We start from the raw sequence: 17,805 nt of genomic DNA, 5'->3' as shown, positions 1-17,805 counted from the left end.
GGACGGGGACCGGGCGTTGGTCGGCTTAACCCGCCGCCAGGGTTATCCGTAAGGGGCGCGGCTCCTGGCCTGGAGCCGCGCCCTTTCCCTGTGCCCGTATGCCGCCCTACGACGGATTCGCGCCCCGGTGCTCGGCCACGATGCCGAACCGGCGGTGCTCGGGCGCCGCCGAGGCGACCTCGCGCACCGCCGAGACCGAACCGACGACCTGCTCCTCGGCAGGCTCGCCGAGGTCGCCGAGTTCACCGAGATCGCCGATTCCGTCGAGTTCATCGAGTCGTTGCAGGTCGGCCGCGGAGACCAGGGCGACGAGAGGCTTGCCGTGCCGCGTCACCACCACGCGCTCACCGCCGTAGACCACGCGGTTGATCAGTTCGGCTAGCTCGGCGCGGGCTTGCGTCACCGGAATCTCGTAGGCCATGCCCCCCAGTTTACGGAGCGGGGCTCGCGGACGGCGGGTCGGCGGAACAAGCATCGACGAGCTAACGTACGTCCTGTACATTTTTTACAGAGAGCCCCGCCCTGCGCGAGGAGGCGCCCGTCATGCACCGCCCATCCGCCCGACATGTCCTGCCCGAGTTCACCGAGCGCACCGGCTACGGTCACAAGACGCTCGATCCCTACGCGAAGCTCCTGGAGGAGCGGATCGTCTTCCTGGGCACACCCGTGGACGACATCGCGGCCAACGATGTGATGGCGCAGTTCATGCATCTCGAACACCAGGACCCGGACCGTGACATCTCGCTGTATCTCAATTCGCCCGGCGGTGCCTTCAGTTCGATGACCGCGATCTACGACACCATCCAGTACGTGCGCTGCGACGTGGAGACGATCTGTCTGGGGCAGGCCGGTTCCATGGCGGCGGTGCTGCTGGCGGCCGGCACGCCGGGCAAGCGGCTGACGCTGCCCGGCGCCCGGATGACGATCCGTCAGCCGTCGCTGCCCGAGCCGGTCGAGGGACGGACCAGCGATCTGGCGATCCAGGCGGCGGAACTGGCGCGGGTGCGCACCCGGCTGGAGGAGATGCTCGTACGGCACACCGGGCGGCCGCGGGACCGGGTGAGCGCGGACATGGAGCGGGATCTGGTGCTCACGGCGCCCGAGGCGCTGGAGTACGGGCTGGTGGACCGGATCGTCGGCAGCCGCCGGACGTCGGGGACGGGGTGAGCCGGGGATGCTGCCTCCCGAGTATCCGCCGCTGCCCGCGCTGACCCGCGCGGAGGGCGAGTTGATCGACCGTTATCTGGACGCGGTCGATCTGCTGGGCCGGATCAATCCGGCACGGCCCGGCGACACGTATCGCGCGCTGCGGGCCGCGCAGGCGCTGGTGACGAAGGCGGCCGAGCTGCGTGACGCGCTCGCGCTGATGCACCACCGGGGCGAGTCGGAGCTGTCCTCGCCCACGCTCGCGCGGGCGCTGCGCGTGCTGGACGGTGAGCGCCGCACCGCGCGGGTCTCGCTGCCCCCGCGCTCCGACAGTTGAGGCGTCGACAGACGCGTGCGCGGATTCGTCCGGCTACTCGGAACGACGGACTCCGGTGTCAAACGGACCAAATGGCTTACGTCCATTCGGCGTATCAGATGGTCATTTTGCCGAACCGGCACGCTCGCCCAACGCGCCCCCGACGGGGCGGAAGCGAGGGCTCCGGTGCTGGTCCGGGGCTCGCGCGCACCTTGACACGCGTTCGCACACCAGGTTGTCCACCCGAACGGATGAGTGGTGAGTAACGCCACAAATCCCCGATTCTATTGGGTTTTTAGGTCACGTGTAGGTGAAGATCCCTGACTGACGACAAGACCCCGCCACCGCGGCGGGGCGGTCCGGGCGGACGCCGAATCCTGCCGCCGCCCGGATGCCCGGTCGACAGGAGTGGATCGGCAGGAGTGGAGGACCCAGGCACGACGGGTCGCCGGAGCGCAGTTCGGCTTCGAGCGGTCCTTGGGGTGAAGCCGTCTTCGGGCGGCCGGGCTACTTCGCCAGCCCGAATCCGACAGGTCATCCTTCACAGGCGGCTGACGAAGGGTTGCGCATGACCGCGCTCAATCGTGTCCCGTCGCTCATGGCACGGGCCGGTACGGCCTCGGCACTGACGCTCGCCGCCGTCGGTGGCTCTGTCATGGTTCCGGGGTTCGCCTCGGAGGCATCGGCCGCCACACACGCGACCAAGGCACTCCAGGTCGCCGCTTCGAAGAAGGGCTCGCCCTACAAGTGGGGAGCCACCGGCCCCAACCGCTTCGACTGCTCAGGGCTGACGCTGTACGCGTTCAACAAGGCCGGCAAGAAGCTGCCCCGTACGGCCGCCCAGCAGTACAACAAGACCAAACACATCTCGGCCGGCAGCCGCAAGGCCGGTGACCTGGTGTTCTTCCACTCCGGCTCCTACATCTACCACGTCGGCATCTACGCCGGTAAGGGCAAGATCTGGCACTCCCCGAAGTCCGGGGACGTGGTCCGGCTCCAGAAGATCTGGACCAAGAGCGTCTGGTACGGCCGCGTGAAGTGACGCCCGCTCCGCGGGGCCGCCTCCTCTGCGGCACCGGGCCCCCTCGGGCGCGGTGCCGGGGGGCGGCCTGGGCGGGGCGGGCTGGCCGAGGGTGCGGTGGCGCCGTGCGGCGGGCCTTGCTGCTGAGGCTGCGGTGACGCCGTGCGGCGGGCTTGCTGGCCGAGGGTGCGGTGACGCCGTGCGGTGGGCTTGCTGGCCGAGGGTGCGCTGACGCCGTACGGCGGGCTTACTGGCCGAGGGTGCTGGGGCGCCGGGGGCGGTCCGGGTCGGCTGAGGGTGCCGTGATGCCGTGCGGCGGGCCTTGCTGGCTGGGGTGCGGTGGCGCCGTGCGGCGGGCCTTGCTGGCTGGGTTCGCTGACGCCAGGGGCGGCCCGGGGGCGGCTGAAGGTGCCGTGATGCCGTGTGCCGTGCCGGGGGTGTGGGTCGCGGTGACGGTGTGGGCTTGCCTGCGGCGCGGTGCGTCGGCGGGGTGTGGCTGCCCTGCCGGGGTGCGGTCTCGCCAACGGGGTGAGTGCGCCTAGGGTCTGAGGCTGCCTCAGGGGCACGAGGTGCACCTCGATGCCCTGAGCGCTGATCGGGTGTGGCTGCCCGGACGGTGTGGCGATGGCCACGAGGTTCGCTGCCGGGTGGGCTGAGGCCACCTCAGCAGGGTCCGGCAGCCGCGACGGCGGCAACCGAGTGAAGCGACCCCGGCGGGGTGGTGAGGGCGTCTCTGACGCGCCGTCACTGCCCGGGGGTCGTCCCCGACCCCGCGCGGGGCGTCGGCGGCCGGCGGCGTGTGACGGCGCCTCACCGAGCCGCCGACGGGCGCGCGGGGGCAACCGGCCGTGCCCGAGCCGCCGATGGGCACGGGGGCAATCGCCCGGGTCGACCTCGCTTGAGAGCGAAGGCAGCAACACGGCTCGCCCCGTGGGCGCGGACCAGCAACCCGGCGGAACGAATCCGGCCCGGGGCAGCGCCACGCCGTACTGGCATGACGGGCCCGCGGCCGCTGGCACCAGGGCCCGGCCCAGGGGCGCGGACCAGCAACCCAGCGGAACGGCCCCGACGCGGGGCGGCGCCACACCGTACGCGCATGACAGGCACGCTCGGGCCATCTACGGGCCCGCACCGCCGGCACCACGGCCCGCCCCGAGGGCGCAGACCAGCAACCCCGCCGACCGACCTCGGCCCGGGGCGGCTCTACGCCGTACGCGTATGACAGGCACCCTCGGGCCATCTACAGGACCGCACAGCTGGCACCACGGCCCGGCCCGAGGGGCGCGGAACAGCAACCCGGCGGAACGAACCCGGCCCGAGGCGGCCCCACACCGTACGCGCATGACGGGCCCGCACACGGCTCCGGCCCCGCAGAAGCCGCCAGCGGCGTAGCCCGTCACGCCGGGTGGACCTGGCGGTCCGTCGACGGGTGTCGGACGGGCAACGGCCCGGGCGTGACCGGCCTCGCCCCGTATCATCGCAGCGCCGCTCAGGCGGGCAGGCGCCCTGGCGGCACTGCCCAGGGCCGAGCGCCCCGGCAAGGGCGACGCCCGCGTTCGCCGAGCGCAACGGAGGCAACACGCCGGATCGGCCGCTGGCCTCAGGCGACACCGTGCACCTCCAGCCACGCCCCCTCGGCTCATCCGCCCCGCACGGGCCACGCGGCGCCCAGCGACACGCCCGTACGGGCTTGGCCGCGCCCCGCACCTGGTTTCCCGGGCGGGCAGCGCACGGGCGCTCCGACGGCTCGCCCTGGCCGCTGCGAGGGGTCCCGGGTCGTGGCGCGCTCCCGCCGGTTCCGGACCCCACCGCGCCCCTGCCACCCACATCCCCGCCAACCGTCCACCCCACCGATCCGCACCCTTGCCGACCGGCTCGGCCCTCGTCCCTGCCAGCCACTCCACCCACATTCCCGCGTACTGCCACCGCCACCTCCCGCCGAAACGTTTCCTGACCGTCCGGCGGCCCGAAAACAGTCGTCCTTCAGCGAGCCTCGGACTCCCCGCGAAACGTTCCCTCCGGTTGGCCTTGTGCCGTGGTGACCGGGCGGGGCGGGAAGGGCCAGGGGAGTTCGATGGCGACCGTCTTGCCGCCTTCCGGGGTGGGGCGGACTCTGAGTTTGCCGCCGGATTCGGCGGCCAGCCAGCGGATGATGACCAGACCGCGGCCGTTGTCCTGCTGGACCGCGGCGGGGAGGCGCTTGGGGAAACGGGGGTGACTGTCCGTCACACCGATGCGGAGCAGCTCGTCGCGCTCCAGTTTCAGGTCCACCGTGAAGGTGGGTGACTGCCCGAACGTGTGTTGCACGGCGTTGGTGGCGAGTTCGGAGACGATGAGCCGGACGCTGTCCGCGAGGTCGCTGTCCGGTGGCAGCCCCCATTCGGCCAGGGTGTCGACCGCATACCCTCGGGCCCCGGAGACCGAGGCGGGATCGCTCGGCAGAGTGACGGACGCTTCCAGAAGATCTGCCATGGCGACATCGTCCCTTTCCCACGGGACCGCAGTCCGACACGAAGCGGATGGTTCGAGTACGGTCCCGGACTGGTGCTACATCGCCAGCCTGCCACTAGCGCGCCGGTCTAGGCGGCGATCCACCAGGATATGCATATATCTGTCGCTCAATGCGGTGAACTCTGCGACGGCAGAGCGTATTTGGGCGACCCGGAAGGAGTAAGGAGTACCCCATGCAGCACGGTCCCGCGGTGCGCCGCCGGAAACTCGGCGCAGAACTGCGTTCCCTGCGCACCCGCGTGGGGCTCACCAGCGGTGAGGCGGCCGGTCTGGTCGGCTGGCACCAGTCGAAGGTCAGCCGGATCGAGACCGGCGCCAGCGGGGTGAAACCGGCCGATGTGCGGTTGCTCCTGGACGCGTACGGCGTGCAGGACCCCGACCTGCGGGAACTGCTGGTGGTGCTCGCCGGTTCGGAGGAGAGCGGGCGGCATCACTGGTGGCACGCCTACCGGGGTGTGCTGCCGCCGACGTACCGCGATTTCATCAGTCTGGAGTCACAGGCGACCGCCATGCGCACACTGGAGACCTCGGTGATCCCGGGGCTGCTCCAGACCCGGGAGTACGCCCGCGCGGTGACCCGGGCGGCCGTCGAGGGACAGGACGACCAGCGGCTGGACGCGCTGGTGGAAGTGCGCCTGGCCAGGCAGGACGTCCTGCACGGAAGGCCGCCGCTGGAGCTGAACGCCGTACTGGACGAAGCCGTGCTGCGGCGGGAGGTGGGCGGGCCCGGGGTGATGGCGCGGCAGCTCGCGCGGCTCGCGGAGGCGGCGCGACTGCCCCAGGTACGGCTCCAGGTGCTGCCGTTCTCGGCCGGTGCACATGTCGGCGTCACAGGCCCTTTCGTTATTTTCTCATTTTCGCGCACTTCTGATCTGGATGTAGTCGTTCTCGACCACTTGACTAGTAGCCTCTATCTGGAGCGGAAAGAAGACCTAACGGCCTACAGCGAGGCATTCAACACCCTTCGGAGGCACGCCCTTTCACCCGAGGACTCGTTGGATCGCATCGCCGGTATAGCCGGGATAAGTGACGGCTCATATGGCGCATAGGGAGGCACCATGACCGCACTGCCTCGACACGTACTGTCCAGTGACCGACTGCACGGCGTGCGGTGGCTGCGCAGCAGCTACAGCACCGGCGCGAACAACTGCGTCGAGACGGCCCGGCCGCCCCGCGGCCGCTGGGCCGGACTGCTCGCCGTGCGCGACTCCAAGGATCCGGCCGGACCCGCGCTGCTCTTCTCCCCCGAGAGCTGGGCGGGCTTCACGGCCGCGTTCCGCTGATCACGGCGGCACCAGCACCACCAGCACGTGATCTACCGCACCTCCGCTCCCGGGCGGCGCCCGGCCGTGGTCCGCCGACTCAGGGCCGCGTCTCGCCGATGACCCGGACGGCGTGCTCCACCTGTTCCCCGGAGAGGTCCGCGCGGGCTGTCAGCCGCAGCCGTGAGACCCCGTCGGGCACGGACGGCGGGCGGAAACAGCCCACGGCCAGCCCGGCGGCACGGCAGTCGGCCGCCCACCGCACGGCCCCCTCCGGGGACGGCGCCCGTACGGACACGACCGCCGCGTCGGGCCGTACCGCCGCCAGTCCCAGTGCCGTCAGCCGCGCGTGCAGTTCCGCCGCCACGGCTCGCGCCCGCGCCGCCCGCCCGGGCTCGCGGCCGAGCAGCCGCAGGGCCGCGAGCGCCGCGCCCGCCGCCGCCGGGGCAAGGCCGGTGTCGAAGATGAAGGTCCGGGCGGCGTTGACGAGGTGGTCGATGACCGGGGCCGGTCCGAGGACGACGCCGCCCTGACTGCCCAGCGACTTCGACAGCGTGGCCGTGACGACCACGTCCGGCGCGCCCGCGAGGCCCGTCGCGTGGGCCGCGCCCCGCCCGCCCTCGCCCAGCACGCCCAGCCCGTGCGCGTCGTCCACCACCAGCCCCGCCCCGCGCTCCCGGCACGCCTCGGCGAGGCCGGCGAGCGGCGCCGCGTCGCCGTCGACCGAGAACACCGTGTCGGAGACCACGACGGCGGGCCCCGCATGGGTCCGCAGCGCCTTGGCCACCGCGTCCGGATCGGCGTGCGGGACCACCTGGGTGGTGCCGCGCGCCAGCCGGCAGCCGTCGATGAGGGAGGCGTGATTGCCCGCGTCGGACACGATCAGCGTGCCGTGCGGGGCCAGCGCGGTGACGGCGGCCAGATTGGCCGCGTACCCGGAGGAGAAGACGAGGGCCGCCTCGAAGCCGCAGAAGGCGGCCAGTTCGCGCTCCAGGTCGGCGTGCAGGGCGGTGCTGCCGGTCACCAGACGGGAACCGGTCGCGCCCGCGCCCCACGTACGGGCGGCGCCGGCCGCGCCCTCGACGACCTCCGGATGCCGTGCCAGCCCCAGATAGTCGTTGCTCGCCAGGTCCAGGAGCGGCGAGTCGGCGGGACGCGGACGCAGGGTCCGCACGAGCCCGGCCCGGCGGCGCAGCAGCGCCTGCTCGTCGATCCAGCCGAACGCCATGGGCCCTCCGGGATCTGCACGGGTAGACACCCGGGTATCCACCCGGGTATCCACCCGGGTGTCTACGCGGGTGTCTACGCGGGTGTCTGCACGGGATTTTGTAGGCAGTGAACAGACCCTAGCCGTACCATCAGCCGCCCACTGTGTGGCAATACCCACACGTCCAACGCGTCCCTTTGTACGAACTCTCCTTGGCCGGGAGTGCCTCCGTAGGCCAGGATCGGGCCTCATGGACCTGCTGAACACGCTGGTGGACAAGGGGCTGCGGCGCGAGCTGCCGACCCGCGAGGAGGCGCTGGCCGTTCTCGCCGGCTCCGACGACGACGTGCTCGATGTGGTGGCCGCGGCCGGGAAGGTGCGCCGGCACTGGTTCGGGCGGCGGGTGAAACTCAACTATCTCGTCAATCTCAAGTCCGGCCTGTGCCCCGAGGACTGCTCCTACTGCTCCCAGCGGCTCGGCTCCACGGCCGGGATCCTGAAGTACACCTGGCTGAAGCCCGACGAGGCGTCCGCCGCGGCCGCCGCGGGGCTGGCGGGCGGCGCCAAGCGGGTGTGTCTGGTGGCGAGCGGGCGCGGTCCGACGGACCGGGACGTGGACCGGGTCTCGCGGACCATCAAGGCCATCAAGGACGAGCACGAGGACGTCGAGGTGTGCGCCTGTCTGGGGCTGCTCTCCGACGGCCAGGCCGAACGGCTGCGCGAGGCGGGCGCCGACGCCTACAACCACAACCTGAACACCTCCGAGGCGACCTACGCCGACATCACGACCACCCACACGTACGCCGACCGGGTGGACACCGTGCGCAAGGCGCACGCGGCCGGGCTGTCGGCCTGCTCGGGGCTGATCGCGGGCATGGGCGAGTCGGACGCGGAGCTGGTCGACGTCGTCTTCTCGCTGCGCGCCCTGGACCCGGACTCGGTGCCGGTGAACTTCCTGATCCCGGTCGAGGGCACGCCGCTCGACAAGGAGTGGAACCTGACCCCGCAGCGGTGTCTGCGGATCCTGGCGATGGTGCGGTTCGTCTGCCCGGACATCGAGGTGCGGATCGCGGGCGGGCGCGAGGTCCATCTGCGTACGTTGCAGCCGCTCGCCCTGCACCTGGCCAACTCGATCTTCCTCGGCGACTACCTCACCACCGAGGGCCAGGCGGGCCACGCCGACCTGGAGATGATCGCCGACGCCGGGTTCGAGGTGGAGGGCGCGGACCAGGTGACGCTGCCGGAGCATCGGGTGGCCGGCGGGGGTGGTGGCTGCGGGTCGCAGGGGGGTGGTGGCTGCGGGTCTCACGAGGGTGCCGGGTGCGGGTCGTCGCACGAAGGTGCCGGGTGCGGGTCGGAGGCGGGCGGCGGGGGCGTGTGCGGGTCGCACGGGAGTGCCGCGCCGGTCGGGGCGCAGGCTCAGCCCGGTGAGGTCCGTACGGACCTGGTCGCCGTGCGCCGCCGAGGCGCGGGGACGGATCTCGCGCCCAATGCGTGAGCCGACGGTGCCGGAGGCGGCCATTGCTGGGGTGGCTATGGCCGGGGTGAGCACGGCCGAGGAGACCGGTTCCGGGCTGACCGTCGCCGAGCTGCTGGAGTGGGACCGGCGGCATGTGTGGCATCCGTACGGGCCCATGCCGGGCCTGGTCGAGCCGCTGGTCGTGGCGTCGGCCAGCGGGGTGCGGCTGCGGCTCGCGGACGGCTCGGGCGAGCTGGTCGACGGCATGTCGTCGTGGTGGTCGGCGATCCACGGCTACAACCACCCGGTCCTGAACGAGGCCGCGCGCGACCAGCTGGACCGGATGAGCCATGTGATGTTCGGCGGGCTCACCCACGAGCCCGCCGTACGCCTCGCGAAACTCCTCGTCGACATCACGCCGGACGGTCTGGAGCATGTGTTCCTCGCGGACTCCGGGTCGGTGTCGGTGGAGGTCGCGGTCAAGATGTGCCTCCAGTACTGGCGCTCGCTCGGCCGTCCGGAGAAGCAGCGCCTGCTGACCTGGCGCGGCGGCTACCACGGCGACACCTGGAACCCGATGTCGGTGTGCGATCCCGAGGGCGGGATGCACGAGCTGTGGAACGGCGTGCTGCCCCGTCAGGTGTTCGCGGACGCACCGCCCGCCGAGTACGACGAGGAGTACGCCGGGCACCTGCGCGAGACGATCGAGCGGCACGCGCGCGAGGTGGCCGCGGTGATCGTGGAGCCGGTGGTGCAGGGCGCGGGCGGGATGCGCTTCCACTCCCCCGCGTATCTGCGGGTGCTGCGCGAGGCGTGCGACGCGCATGACGTGCTGCTGGTGTTCGACGAGATCGCCACCGGGTTCGGCCGTACGGGCGCGCTGTTCGCGGCGGAGCACGCGGCGGTGACGCCGGATGTGATGTGCGTGGGCAAGGCGCTGACCGGCGGCTATCTGACGATGGCGGCGACGCTGTGCACCGCGCGGGTGGCCGACGGGATCTCGCGGGGCGAGGTACCGGTACTGGCCCACGGGCCGACGTTCATGGGCAATCCGCTGGCTGCGGCCGTCGCCTGCGCCTCGATCGAACTGCTGATCGGACAGGACTGGCGGGCGGAGGTCAAGCGGATCGAGGCGGGACTGCGCGAGGCGCTGGCCCCGGCGGCCGGACTGCCGGGGGTGACCGATGTACGGGTCCTCGGGGCGATCGGGGTGGTCCAGCTCGACCGCCCGGTGGACATGCGGGCGGCCACCGCGGCGGCCGTGCGCGAGGGGGTGTGGCTGCGGCCGTTCCGCGATCTGCTCTACACCATGCCGCCGTACGTCACCGGTGACGCGGACCTGGCACGGATCGGCCGCGCGGTGTGCGCGGCGGCACGGGAGGGCTGAGATGGCCGTACTGGTGATCACGGGCACCGGCACGGAGGTCGGCAAGACGGTCGCGACCGCCGCGATCGCCGCCACCGCGCGTGCCGCGGGCCGGTCGGTGGCCGTCCTGAAGGCCGCGCAGACGGGCGTACGGCCGGACGAGCGGGGGGATGTGCAGGAGATCGTCCGGCTGGCCGGTGCCGTGACGGCCGCCGAACTCGCCCGGTACCCCGATCCGCTGGCGCCCGCGACGGCCGCGCGGCGGGCCGGGCGGACGCCGGTGCATCCGGCCGACATCGCCGAGGCCGCCGCCAAGCTGGCCACCGAGCACGATCTGGTGCTGGTCGAGGGCGCGGGCGGGCTGCTGGTCCGTTTCGACCCGGCGGGCGGCACCCTCGCCGACGCCGCCGAACTGCTGGCCGCGCCGGTCGTCGTCGTGGCCTCCGCGGGGCTCGGCACCCTCAACACCACGGAGCTGACGTCCCGCGAGCTGCGCTCCCGGGGCCTCGCCCCGCTCGGCGTCGTCATCGGCAGCTGGCCCGCCGCTCCCGACCTCGCGTCCCGCTGCAACCTGGCCGACCTGCCGGAGGCGGCGGGTGCGCCGCTGCTGGGCGCGTTGCCTTCGGGGGCCGGGGCGTTCGCGCCGTCCGTCTTCCGGGCCGCGGCGCCGTTGTGGCTCGCGCCGCGGCTGGAGGGGGTGTGGGACGCGGAGGCGTTTCGGGTGCGGGAGGCTCCGCCGGGGTAGCGGGAGGGGGGTGCGCTTGTCGTCCGGGTGCGGGTCGTCCTGGGCTGGTCGCGCAGTTCCCCGCGCCCCTTGGGGGTGGGGGTTGCCGGCGTGGTTCGGGCGCCGTGGCTGTCGACCCGTTTGGGGCAGGGGGTGCGCGGAGCGGGTGCTTGGGGACAATCGCAGTAAGGTCCGCGCGGTTGAGGAGGTCCCATGGCGCTACGGTCCGCGAGGGCGCGCGGGAGGTCGGGCGAGCTCGTGCATCATCCGGTGTTCGCCCGTTACTACGCCCGGATCAGTGTGAGTGCCGAGACCCGGATGGGCATGGCCGGGGTACGGGACCGGCTGCTCGCCGGGCTGGCGGGGCGGGTGCTGGAGGTGGGCGCCGGGAACGGGCTCAACTTCCGGCACTATCCGCGCACGGTGTCCGAGGTCGTCGCCATCGAACCCGAACGGGTGCTGCGCCGGCTGGCGGTGGATGCCGCGCTGCGGGCCGGCGTGCCCGTCGATGTGGTGCCGGGTACGGCGGAGGCGCTGCCGGTCAAGAGCGAGGGTTTCGACGCGGTGGTGCTGTCGCTGGTGCTGTGCAGCGTGCGGGACGTGCCGCGCGCCCTGCGTGAGGTGCGCCGCGTGCTGCGGCCCGGCGGTGAGGTGCGGTTCTTCGAGCACGGGGTCGGCGGCGGCTCGGTGATGCGTTCGGCGCAGCGCGCACTGGACAGCACACTGTGGCCCCGGCTGAACGGCGGCTGCCATCTCTCCCGCGACCCGGTGAGCGCCCTGCGCGCGGCCGGCTTCGACCTGGGTCCGTACCGGCGGGTGCTGCTGCCGGAGAAGGGGCCGGTGCTGCCGGCCTCGTACTGCTCGCTGGGCACCGCCTGGCGACCGCTGTCCGACCGGCGGGCGTCACACGGCTGACCATCGGGTGGGCCGGTCACAGGCTCCACTGGCGCAGCTCGTGCGCGATCTCGTGCACGGACGCCTCTCCGCTCTTGACCAGCCGGGCCAGGTCGCGCACCTGGACGGGCGAGGTGACGACCTTGAGGCCGCTGGCGACGAGGTAGGCGTAGGCGACGGCGGAGGCGAACAGGGCGTTGTTGCGCTCCAGCGCGGGGACGTGGATCAGCTGCTGGAGCAGGGCGGCGGCGCGCGCGTGCGGGGTGTCGTAGACGGGGACGTCGAAGATCTCGGCCTGGTGGCGCGCGACGGCGGCGACCAGCGCGCCCCAGTCGCTGACCTGGGCATCGCCGGGTGTCTTCTGTTCGGCGAGCATCAGCAGCCAGGCGAGGTCGATCCTGAGGTTGCTCAACGGATCAGCGGCGACCTTCGTCGGTACGGCGGGTGCGGCGGGTGGTGTCGTGTCCCTCGCCGTCCGTCCCGAACTCCTCAGCGAACACGGACTCGTACTGCTTCATGAAATCGGCGGCGGCCTCCACGAAGGTGTGGCCGGCCTCTCCGGTGTCCTGCATGACCAGCTCCTCGATGTACCGGTTCACGCTCATCCCGCGAGCCTGGGCGCGTTCCCGCGCGGCACGTGCGGTGTCCTCGTCCACCCGGACGTTCAGCTGGGTCTTCGCCATAGGTTGAAGCTAGCGTCTATGTGCTAGCGGGTGCAAGGGGGCGGGGTGGTGGAGGGGTCGGGGTCGGGGTCGGGGTCGGGTGGAGTGTGCCCCCTGCATGCGTCCTGCGGGGCCCACCCGTGGGTGGAGGGGCGGTCGGGACCTGGGAGGGATACCGGGTGCGGCCGGGGTCACCTTAGGCTCGAACGTGGCGAGGGAGCCGTGCGCACGGAGACGTCCGTGGTCCAGCCACCGGCCACCAGCCACCGAGCCCCGCACCCGCCCCGCATCCGCATCCAAGCCCACGTCCACGTCCACGCCCACGTCCACGTCCACGTCCAAGCCCTCGACCGACAAGGAGAGTTGATGCCCCGACCGTTCCGCTTCGGTGTCAATCTGATGGTTCCGGCGCCCGCCGGCGAGTGGCGGGCCAAGTGCCGGCGGGCCGAGGAACTCGGTTACGACGTGATCCTCGTCCCGGACCATCTGGGCATGGTCGCCCCGTTCCCGGCGCTGGTCGCGACGGCGGAGGCGACCGAGCGCCCCCGGCTCGGCACCTTCGTGCTGAACGCCGGTTTCTGGAACCCGGCCCTGCTGGCCCGCGAGGTGGCCACGACGGACGCGCTGACCGGCGGCCGGCTGGAGCTGGGCCTGGGCACCGGGTACGTCCAGGCGGAGCACGACAGAGCGGGACTGCCGTACGGCTCCCCGGGCGCGCGGGTGGACCAGCTGCGCCGGACCGTCGAGGAGCTGGAGCGGCTGCTGGGGGACGCGGAGCATGTCCCCCGGCCCGCACAGCGTCCCCGCGTGCCGCTGCTGATCGGGGGCAACGGCGATCGCATGCTGCGGCTGACCGCCGAGCACGCGGACATCGCGGCGTTCACGGGAGCGCGGCTCACGCCCGGGAGCACGACCGGGGAGCTGGTGCCGGTCACGGCGGCGGGGCTGGACGAGCGCGTGGCGCGGTATCGGCGGCTGGCGGCGGGGCGCGAGACGGCGGCCGAGCTGAATCTGCTGATCCAGCTGGTGGTGATCACCGAGGACCGCGCGGGCGCCCTCGCCCCGCTGCTGGCGCGGCGCCCGGACATCACCCTGGCGGCGGCGCTGGAGCTGCCCACGCTGCTGCTGGGCCCGGTGGCGGAGGTCGCGGCGCGGGTGCGGGCGCTGCGGGAGCGGTGGGGGTTCTCGTATCTGACCGTGCTGGAGCCCTCGATGGAGGCGTTCGCGCCGGTCATCGCCGAGTTGCGGAGGGAGGGGGACGAAGGGCATGGGTGAGGAGGTGGAGCGCGGTGTGGCCGGTGTCCGGATAGCGGAACCCGGTGTTGCGGGGCCGGGCGCCGTGCTGGGATCACCGGCATGAGCGAACTGCGGATACGGGCCGCGAGCCCGGCCGATCTGGACAGTGTGCTGGCGTTCTGGAAGACGGCCGCCGAGGGGACCAGCATCAGTGATGACCGGGAGGGCGTGGAGCGGCTGGTCGCGCGCGACCCGGGGGCGCTGCTGCTGGCCGAGGCGGACGGGGACCTGGTGGGCACGGTGATCGCCGGTTTCGACGGCTGGCGGTGCCATCTGTACCGGCTCGCGGTGCATCCCGGCCGCCGGCGCCGGGGTATCGGCTCGGCGCTGCTGGCCGCCGCCGAGGAGCGCTTCGTACGGCTCGGCGGGCGGCGCGGCGACGCGATGGTGCTCACCGGCAACGAGCGGGCGCACCACGTCTGGCGGGCGGCGGGGTACGCGCCGCAGGAGGCGTGGCGGCGTTGGGTGAAGTCGCTCACACCCTGATTGCTTTGCCCGTCCTTTACTATTGGGGCACACTTCGGTTTCCCCACTGACTTCGAGAAAGGTGTGAGCGTCCACCCATGGACGAACCTCCCAGTAGCCGGTATCGCGGCTACCGCTGTTCTCCGCACCGCGCGAACCTCCTTGCCCTGTCCGATCCTGGGACGGAGGTGAACCGATGACCGAAGTGCTGTTGCTGCTGGTGGCGATCCTGCTGTCGCTCGCCTGTGGTGTCTTCGTCGCCGCGGAATTCTCGCTGACCACCATCGAACGGGGCGAGCTGCAAAGGGCCGTGGAGCGCGGCGAACGCGGCGCGGCCGGCGCGCTGAAGGCCGTACGGAATCTGACGTTCCAGCTCTCCGGTGCCCAGCTCGGCATCACCGTGACCAATCTGGTCGTCGGCATGCTGGCCGAGCCCTCCATCGCCCGGCTGATCGCCGGTCCGCTCCGCTCGATCGGCATATCCGGCTCCGCGGCGTCCTCGGTCGCCCTGGTGCTGGGCACGGCGCTGTCGACCGTGTTCCTGATGGTCGTCGGCGAGCTGGTGCCCAAGAACTGGGCGATCTCCTCGCCCCTGGCGGTGGCCAAGTACGTGGCCACTCCGCAGCGCTGGTTCACGGCGATGTTCCGGCCCTTCATCACGCATCTGAACAACACCGCGAACCGGATCGTGCGGCGCTTCGGCATCGAGCCCGCCGAGGAGCTGGCCTCCGCGCGCGGCCCGCAGGAGCTGGCCGCGCTCGCCCGGCACTCCGCCAAGGAGGGCGCGCTGGAGGCCGACACGGCCGAGCTGTTCGTGCGCACGCTGAACCTGGCCGATCTGACCGCCGAGAACGTGATGACCCCGCGTGTGCAGGTCATCGCGCTCGAAGCGCAGGCGACCTGCGAGGACGTGGCGAACGCGACGCGCGCGACCGGTCTGTCCCGGTTCCCCGTGTACCGGGGCAGCCTGGACTCGGTGGTGGGCACCGCGCACATCAAGGATGTGCTGGCCGTGCCCGCCGATCAGCGTGCGCGCACTCCGGTGGCCGAGCTGATGCGTGAACCCCTGCTGGTTCCCGAGTCGCTCACCGTGGAGCGGCTGCTGGACCGGCTGTCCGGCAAGCGCACGATGGCCGTGATCATCGACGAGTACGGCGGTACGGCCGGCGTGGCCACGCTGGAGGACATCGTCGAGGAGGTCGTCGGCGAGGTCCGCGACGAGCACGACCCGCACGAGTCGCCCGACCTGGCGCCGGCCGGGATCGACGAGGACGGGCACCAGCTGTTCACCGCCGACGGCGCGGCCCGTGTCGACCAGCTCGCGCGCGTGAACCTCCGGCCGCCGGAGGGCCCGTACGAGACGCTCGCGGGTCTGGTGGCCACCGAGCTGGGCCGGATCCCCGAGGCCGGCGACAGCGTGGAGGTGACCGGCTGGCGGCTCGACGTGGTCGACGCCTCCGGGCGCCGGGCGGCGCGCGTGCTGCTGCACGCCCCGCTGCCGGGTACGCAGGACGAGGAAGAGGAGGAGGCGAAGTGACCGCCGTACAGTTGCTGATCGGTCTCGCGACCCTCGTCGTGAACGCCTTCTTCGTCGGCGCCGAGTTCGCGCTGATCTCGGTGCGCCGCTCGCAGATCGAGCCGCACGCCGAGCGGGGCGACCGGCGGGCCAAGCGGGTGCTGTGGGGCCTGCAGCATGTGTCCGCGCTGATGGCGGCGGCGCAGCTCGGCATCACGCTGTGCACCCTGGTGCTCGGTGTGGTCGCGGAGCCGGCGATCGAGCATCTGCTGGAGCCGGTGTTCCACGCGCTGGGCGTGCCGAGCGGCGCGGGGCACGTGGTGTCGTTCGTCATCGCGCTGTCGCTGGCGACGTATCTGCACATGCTGCTCGGTGAGATGGTGCCGAAGAACATCGCGCTGGCCGAGCCGGTGCGCAGCGCGCTGGTGCTGGGGCCGCCGCTGGTGGCGCTGGCGCGGGCCCTGCGGCCGGTGATCTTCACGATCAACGCGTTCGCCAACACGCTGCTGAAGCTGCTGCGCGTGGAGACCAAGGACGAGGTCACGGCCACGTTCTCGGACGCCGAGCTGGCACGGCTGGTCAGGGACTCCGGCGAGGCCGGGCTGATCGACGACCGGGCGCTGGAGCGGCTGCACGACGCACTGGAGCTGGGCCGCAGACCGGTGAACGACGTGGTGATGCCGCTGGAGCGGGTCGTGTACGCGCGTGTGGGTGTCACTCCGGAGGAGCTGGAGCGGCTGTCGGCGGAGTCGGGCTTCTCCCGCTTCCCGGTGGTCGACGAGGGCCGCCGGATCGTGGGCTACCTCCATGTGAAGGACGCGCTGGACGCCTCGCCGCGCGAGGAGCCGTTCCGGCCGCAGGACATGCGGTCCATCGCGCAGGTGCGGGAGTCCACGCCGCTGGACGACGTCCTCACCGCGATGCGCGGCAGCCGGACCCATCTGGCGGCCGTGCTCGGCGAGGACGGCCGGATGGCGGGTCTGGTGACGATGGAGGACGTGTTGCGGGAGCTGTTCGGACAGCACGCGTAACCGTCCGGGGGGAGGGGCCGCGGCCTGCGGCGATCCGGGCCGCATACCACCGGGTATGCGCCTCGGGATACCATCTCTGCCGCTATGCAGACGAACCCCTCTCCCCCTTCATCCCCTTCACCCCCTTCGCCCCCGTATTCCAGCCTGGTCACGGTCGGTGACTCGTTCACCGAGGGCATGTCGGACCTGCTCCCCGACGGCTCCTACCGGGGCTGGGCCGATCTTCTGGCGGCCCGGATGGCCGCCGAGGCGCCGGGATTCCGGTACGCCAATCTCGCGGTGCGCGGCAAGCTGATCGCGCAGATCGTCGACGAGCAGGTGGAGGTGGCCGCCGCGATGGGCGCCGATGTGGTGACCCTGGTCGGCGGGCTGAACGACACGCTGCGCCCGAAGTGCGACATGGGCCGGGTGCGCGCGCTGCTCACCGAGGCGGTCGAGCGGCTCGCGCCCTCCTGCGGGCAACTGGTGCTGATGCGCAGCCCGGGGCGGCAGGGCCCGGTCCTGGAGCGTTTCCGGCCGCGCATGGAGGAGCTGTTCGGCTGCGTCGAGGAGCTCGCCGCCCGCCATGGCGCGCTGGTGGTGGATCTGTACGGGGCGCCCGCGCTGGGCGATCCCCGGCTGTGGGACGTGGACCGGCTGCATCTGACGGCCGAAGGCCACCGCCGGGTCGCCGAGGCGGTCTGGCAGACGCTGGGCCATCCGCCGACGGACCCGCAGTGGCGCATTCCGCCGCCGCCCGTCGCGCCGCCCGCGTGGGCCGCCCGGCGGGTGGCCGACGTGCGCTTCGCCCGGCGCCATCTGCTGCCGTGGATCGGGCGCCGGCTGACCGGCCGCTCGTCCGGGGACGGCCGCCTGGCGAAACGACCGGAGCTGCTGCCGTACGAGGACCGGTAGGGGCCCGGCAAAGGGAGCACGTCCGGAGGAACGCC

At 72.4% G+C, this 17,805-nt stretch carries 19 protein-coding genes and 1 riboswitch; of the genes, 14 read left to right on the top strand and 5 right to left on the bottom strand.

Annotated features, from left to right (window positions below):
* Positions 1-106 precede the first annotated feature (106 nt).
* Positions 107-421, bottom strand: coding sequence for a type II toxin-antitoxin system Phd/YefM family antitoxin (locus ACFRFC_RS30535; protein WP_382691270.1), 315 nt, complete (start codon positions 419-421; stop codon positions 107-109).
* Positions 422-543: 122 nt separating this feature from the next.
* Between ACFRFC_RS30535 and ACFRFC_RS30530 the strand changes: the two genes are divergently transcribed.
* From ACFRFC_RS30530 to ACFRFC_RS30520, 3 genes are all read left to right on the top strand, one after another.
* Positions 544-1,167 carry an ATP-dependent Clp protease proteolytic subunit gene (locus ACFRFC_RS30530; RefSeq protein ID WP_382691267.1) on the top strand — a complete coding sequence of 208 codons (624 nt, stop codon included), beginning with the start codon at positions 544-546 and terminating at the stop codon, positions 1,165-1,167.
* Positions 1,168-1,174: 7 nt separating this feature from the next.
* Positions 1,175-1,483 (top strand): hypothetical protein, encoded by a 309-nt coding sequence (locus ACFRFC_RS30525; RefSeq protein WP_382691265.1) that lies wholly within the window; start codon positions 1,175-1,177, stop codon positions 1,481-1,483.
* A gap of 337 nt (positions 1,484-1,820) precedes the next feature.
* Positions 1,821-2,027: riboswitch (cyclic di-AMP (ydaO/yuaA leader) on the top strand.
* 3 nt (positions 2,028-2,030) lie between these two features.
* The gene (locus ACFRFC_RS30520) at positions 2,031-2,504 is read left to right on the top strand and encodes a C40 family peptidase (protein WP_382691262.1); all 474 of its coding nucleotides are present in this window, start codon (positions 2,031-2,033) and stop codon (positions 2,502-2,504) included.
* Positions 2,505-4,466: 1,962 nt separating this feature from the next.
* Here the strand turns inward: ACFRFC_RS30520 and ACFRFC_RS30515 are convergent.
* The gene (locus ACFRFC_RS30515; RefSeq protein WP_382691259.1) at positions 4,467-4,955 is read right to left on the bottom strand and encodes an ATP-binding protein; all 489 of its coding nucleotides are present in this window, start codon (positions 4,953-4,955) and stop codon (positions 4,467-4,469) included.
* Positions 4,956-5,167: 212 nt separating this feature from the next.
* Here ACFRFC_RS30515 and ACFRFC_RS30510 point away from each other — a divergent pair, with 212 nt between their 5' ends.
* Entirely contained in the window at positions 5,168-6,043 is an 876-nt protein-coding gene (locus ACFRFC_RS30510; protein ID WP_382691256.1) for a helix-turn-helix domain-containing protein, read from the top strand.
* A gap of 9 nt (positions 6,044-6,052) precedes the next feature.
* A complete protein-coding gene (locus tag ACFRFC_RS30505; RefSeq protein WP_382691254.1) occupies positions 6,053-6,277 on the top strand; it encodes a DUF397 domain-containing protein in 225 nt (74 codons plus the stop codon).
* A gap of 79 nt (positions 6,278-6,356) precedes the next feature.
* On the opposite strand, the gene ACFRFC_RS30500 is transcribed toward ACFRFC_RS30505, so the two are convergent.
* Entirely contained in the window at positions 6,357-7,484 is a 1,128-nt protein-coding gene (locus tag ACFRFC_RS30500) for an 8-amino-7-oxononanoate synthase (RefSeq protein WP_382691251.1), read from the bottom strand.
* Between the two features lie 229 nt (positions 7,485-7,713).
* Between ACFRFC_RS30500 and bioB the strand changes: the two genes are divergently transcribed.
* The 4 genes from bioB to ACFRFC_RS30480 all read left to right on the top strand — a co-directional run bounded on the left by bioB (position 7,714) and on the right by ACFRFC_RS30480 (position 11,927).
* Positions 7,714-8,961 carry a biotin synthase BioB gene (gene bioB, locus ACFRFC_RS30495; protein ID WP_382691248.1) on the top strand — a complete coding sequence of 416 codons (1,248 nt, stop codon included), beginning with the start codon at positions 7,714-7,716 and terminating at the stop codon, positions 8,959-8,961.
* 37 nt (positions 8,962-8,998) lie between these two features.
* On the top strand, positions 8,999-10,309 hold the full coding sequence (locus ACFRFC_RS30490; protein WP_382691302.1) for an adenosylmethionine--8-amino-7-oxononanoate transaminase: 1,311 nt from the start codon (positions 8,999-9,001) through the stop codon (positions 10,307-10,309).
* Between the two features lies 1 nt (position 10,310).
* Positions 10,311-11,033, top strand: a complete 723-nt coding sequence (gene bioD, locus ACFRFC_RS30485) for a dethiobiotin synthase (RefSeq protein ID WP_382691245.1) — start codon at positions 10,311-10,313, stop codon at positions 11,031-11,033.
* Between the two features lie 192 nt (positions 11,034-11,225).
* Positions 11,226-11,927, top strand: a complete 702-nt coding sequence (locus ACFRFC_RS30480; RefSeq protein WP_382691242.1) for a class I SAM-dependent methyltransferase — start codon at positions 11,226-11,228, stop codon at positions 11,925-11,927.
* Positions 11,928-11,943: 16 nt separating this feature from the next.
* Here ACFRFC_RS30480 and ACFRFC_RS30475 read toward each other — a convergent pair whose 3' ends face one another.
* Entirely contained in the window at positions 11,944-12,318 is a 375-nt protein-coding gene (locus ACFRFC_RS30475; RefSeq protein WP_382691239.1) for a fic family toxin-antitoxin system, toxin component, read from the bottom strand.
* Positions 12,319-12,322: 4 nt separating this feature from the next.
* Positions 12,323-12,589, bottom strand: a complete 267-nt coding sequence (locus ACFRFC_RS30470) for a toxin-antitoxin system HicB family antitoxin (RefSeq protein WP_382691236.1) — start codon at positions 12,587-12,589, stop codon at positions 12,323-12,325.
* A gap of 345 nt (positions 12,590-12,934) precedes the next feature.
* On the opposite strand from ACFRFC_RS30470, the gene ACFRFC_RS30465 reads away from it, so the two are divergent.
* The 5 genes from ACFRFC_RS30465 to ACFRFC_RS30445 all read left to right on the top strand — a co-directional run bounded on the left by ACFRFC_RS30465 (position 12,935) and on the right by ACFRFC_RS30445 (position 17,770).
* Positions 12,935-13,843 carry an LLM class F420-dependent oxidoreductase gene (locus ACFRFC_RS30465; protein WP_382691233.1) on the top strand — a complete coding sequence of 303 codons (909 nt, stop codon included), beginning with the start codon at positions 12,935-12,937 and terminating at the stop codon, positions 13,841-13,843.
* Between the two features lie 81 nt (positions 13,844-13,924).
* Complete coding sequence (locus ACFRFC_RS30460) at positions 13,925-14,350, top strand: GNAT family N-acetyltransferase (protein ID WP_382691231.1); 426 nt, start codon at positions 13,925-13,927, stop codon at positions 14,348-14,350.
* Between the two features lie 175 nt (positions 14,351-14,525).
* Positions 14,526-15,866, top strand: a complete 1,341-nt coding sequence (locus ACFRFC_RS30455; protein ID WP_382691228.1) for a hemolysin family protein — start codon at positions 14,526-14,528, stop codon at positions 15,864-15,866.
* Positions 15,863-16,876, top strand: coding sequence for a hemolysin family protein (locus ACFRFC_RS30450; RefSeq protein WP_382691226.1), 1,014 nt, complete (start codon positions 15,863-15,865; stop codon positions 16,874-16,876). The genes ACFRFC_RS30455 and ACFRFC_RS30450 overlap by 4 nt, the downstream gene beginning before the upstream one ends.
* An 84-nt stretch (positions 16,877-16,960) precedes the next feature.
* Entirely contained in the window at positions 16,961-17,770 is an 810-nt protein-coding gene (locus ACFRFC_RS30445) for an SGNH/GDSL hydrolase family protein (RefSeq protein WP_382691223.1), read from the top strand.
* Positions 17,771-17,805 lie beyond the last annotated feature (35 nt).

The sequence above is a fragment of the Streptomyces sp. NPDC056734 genome (assembly GCF_042790455.1).
Taxonomy (GTDB): domain Bacteria; phylum Actinomycetota; class Actinomycetes; order Streptomycetales; family Streptomycetaceae; genus Streptomyces.
This window is presented reverse-complemented; position numbering and strand designations above follow the sequence as displayed.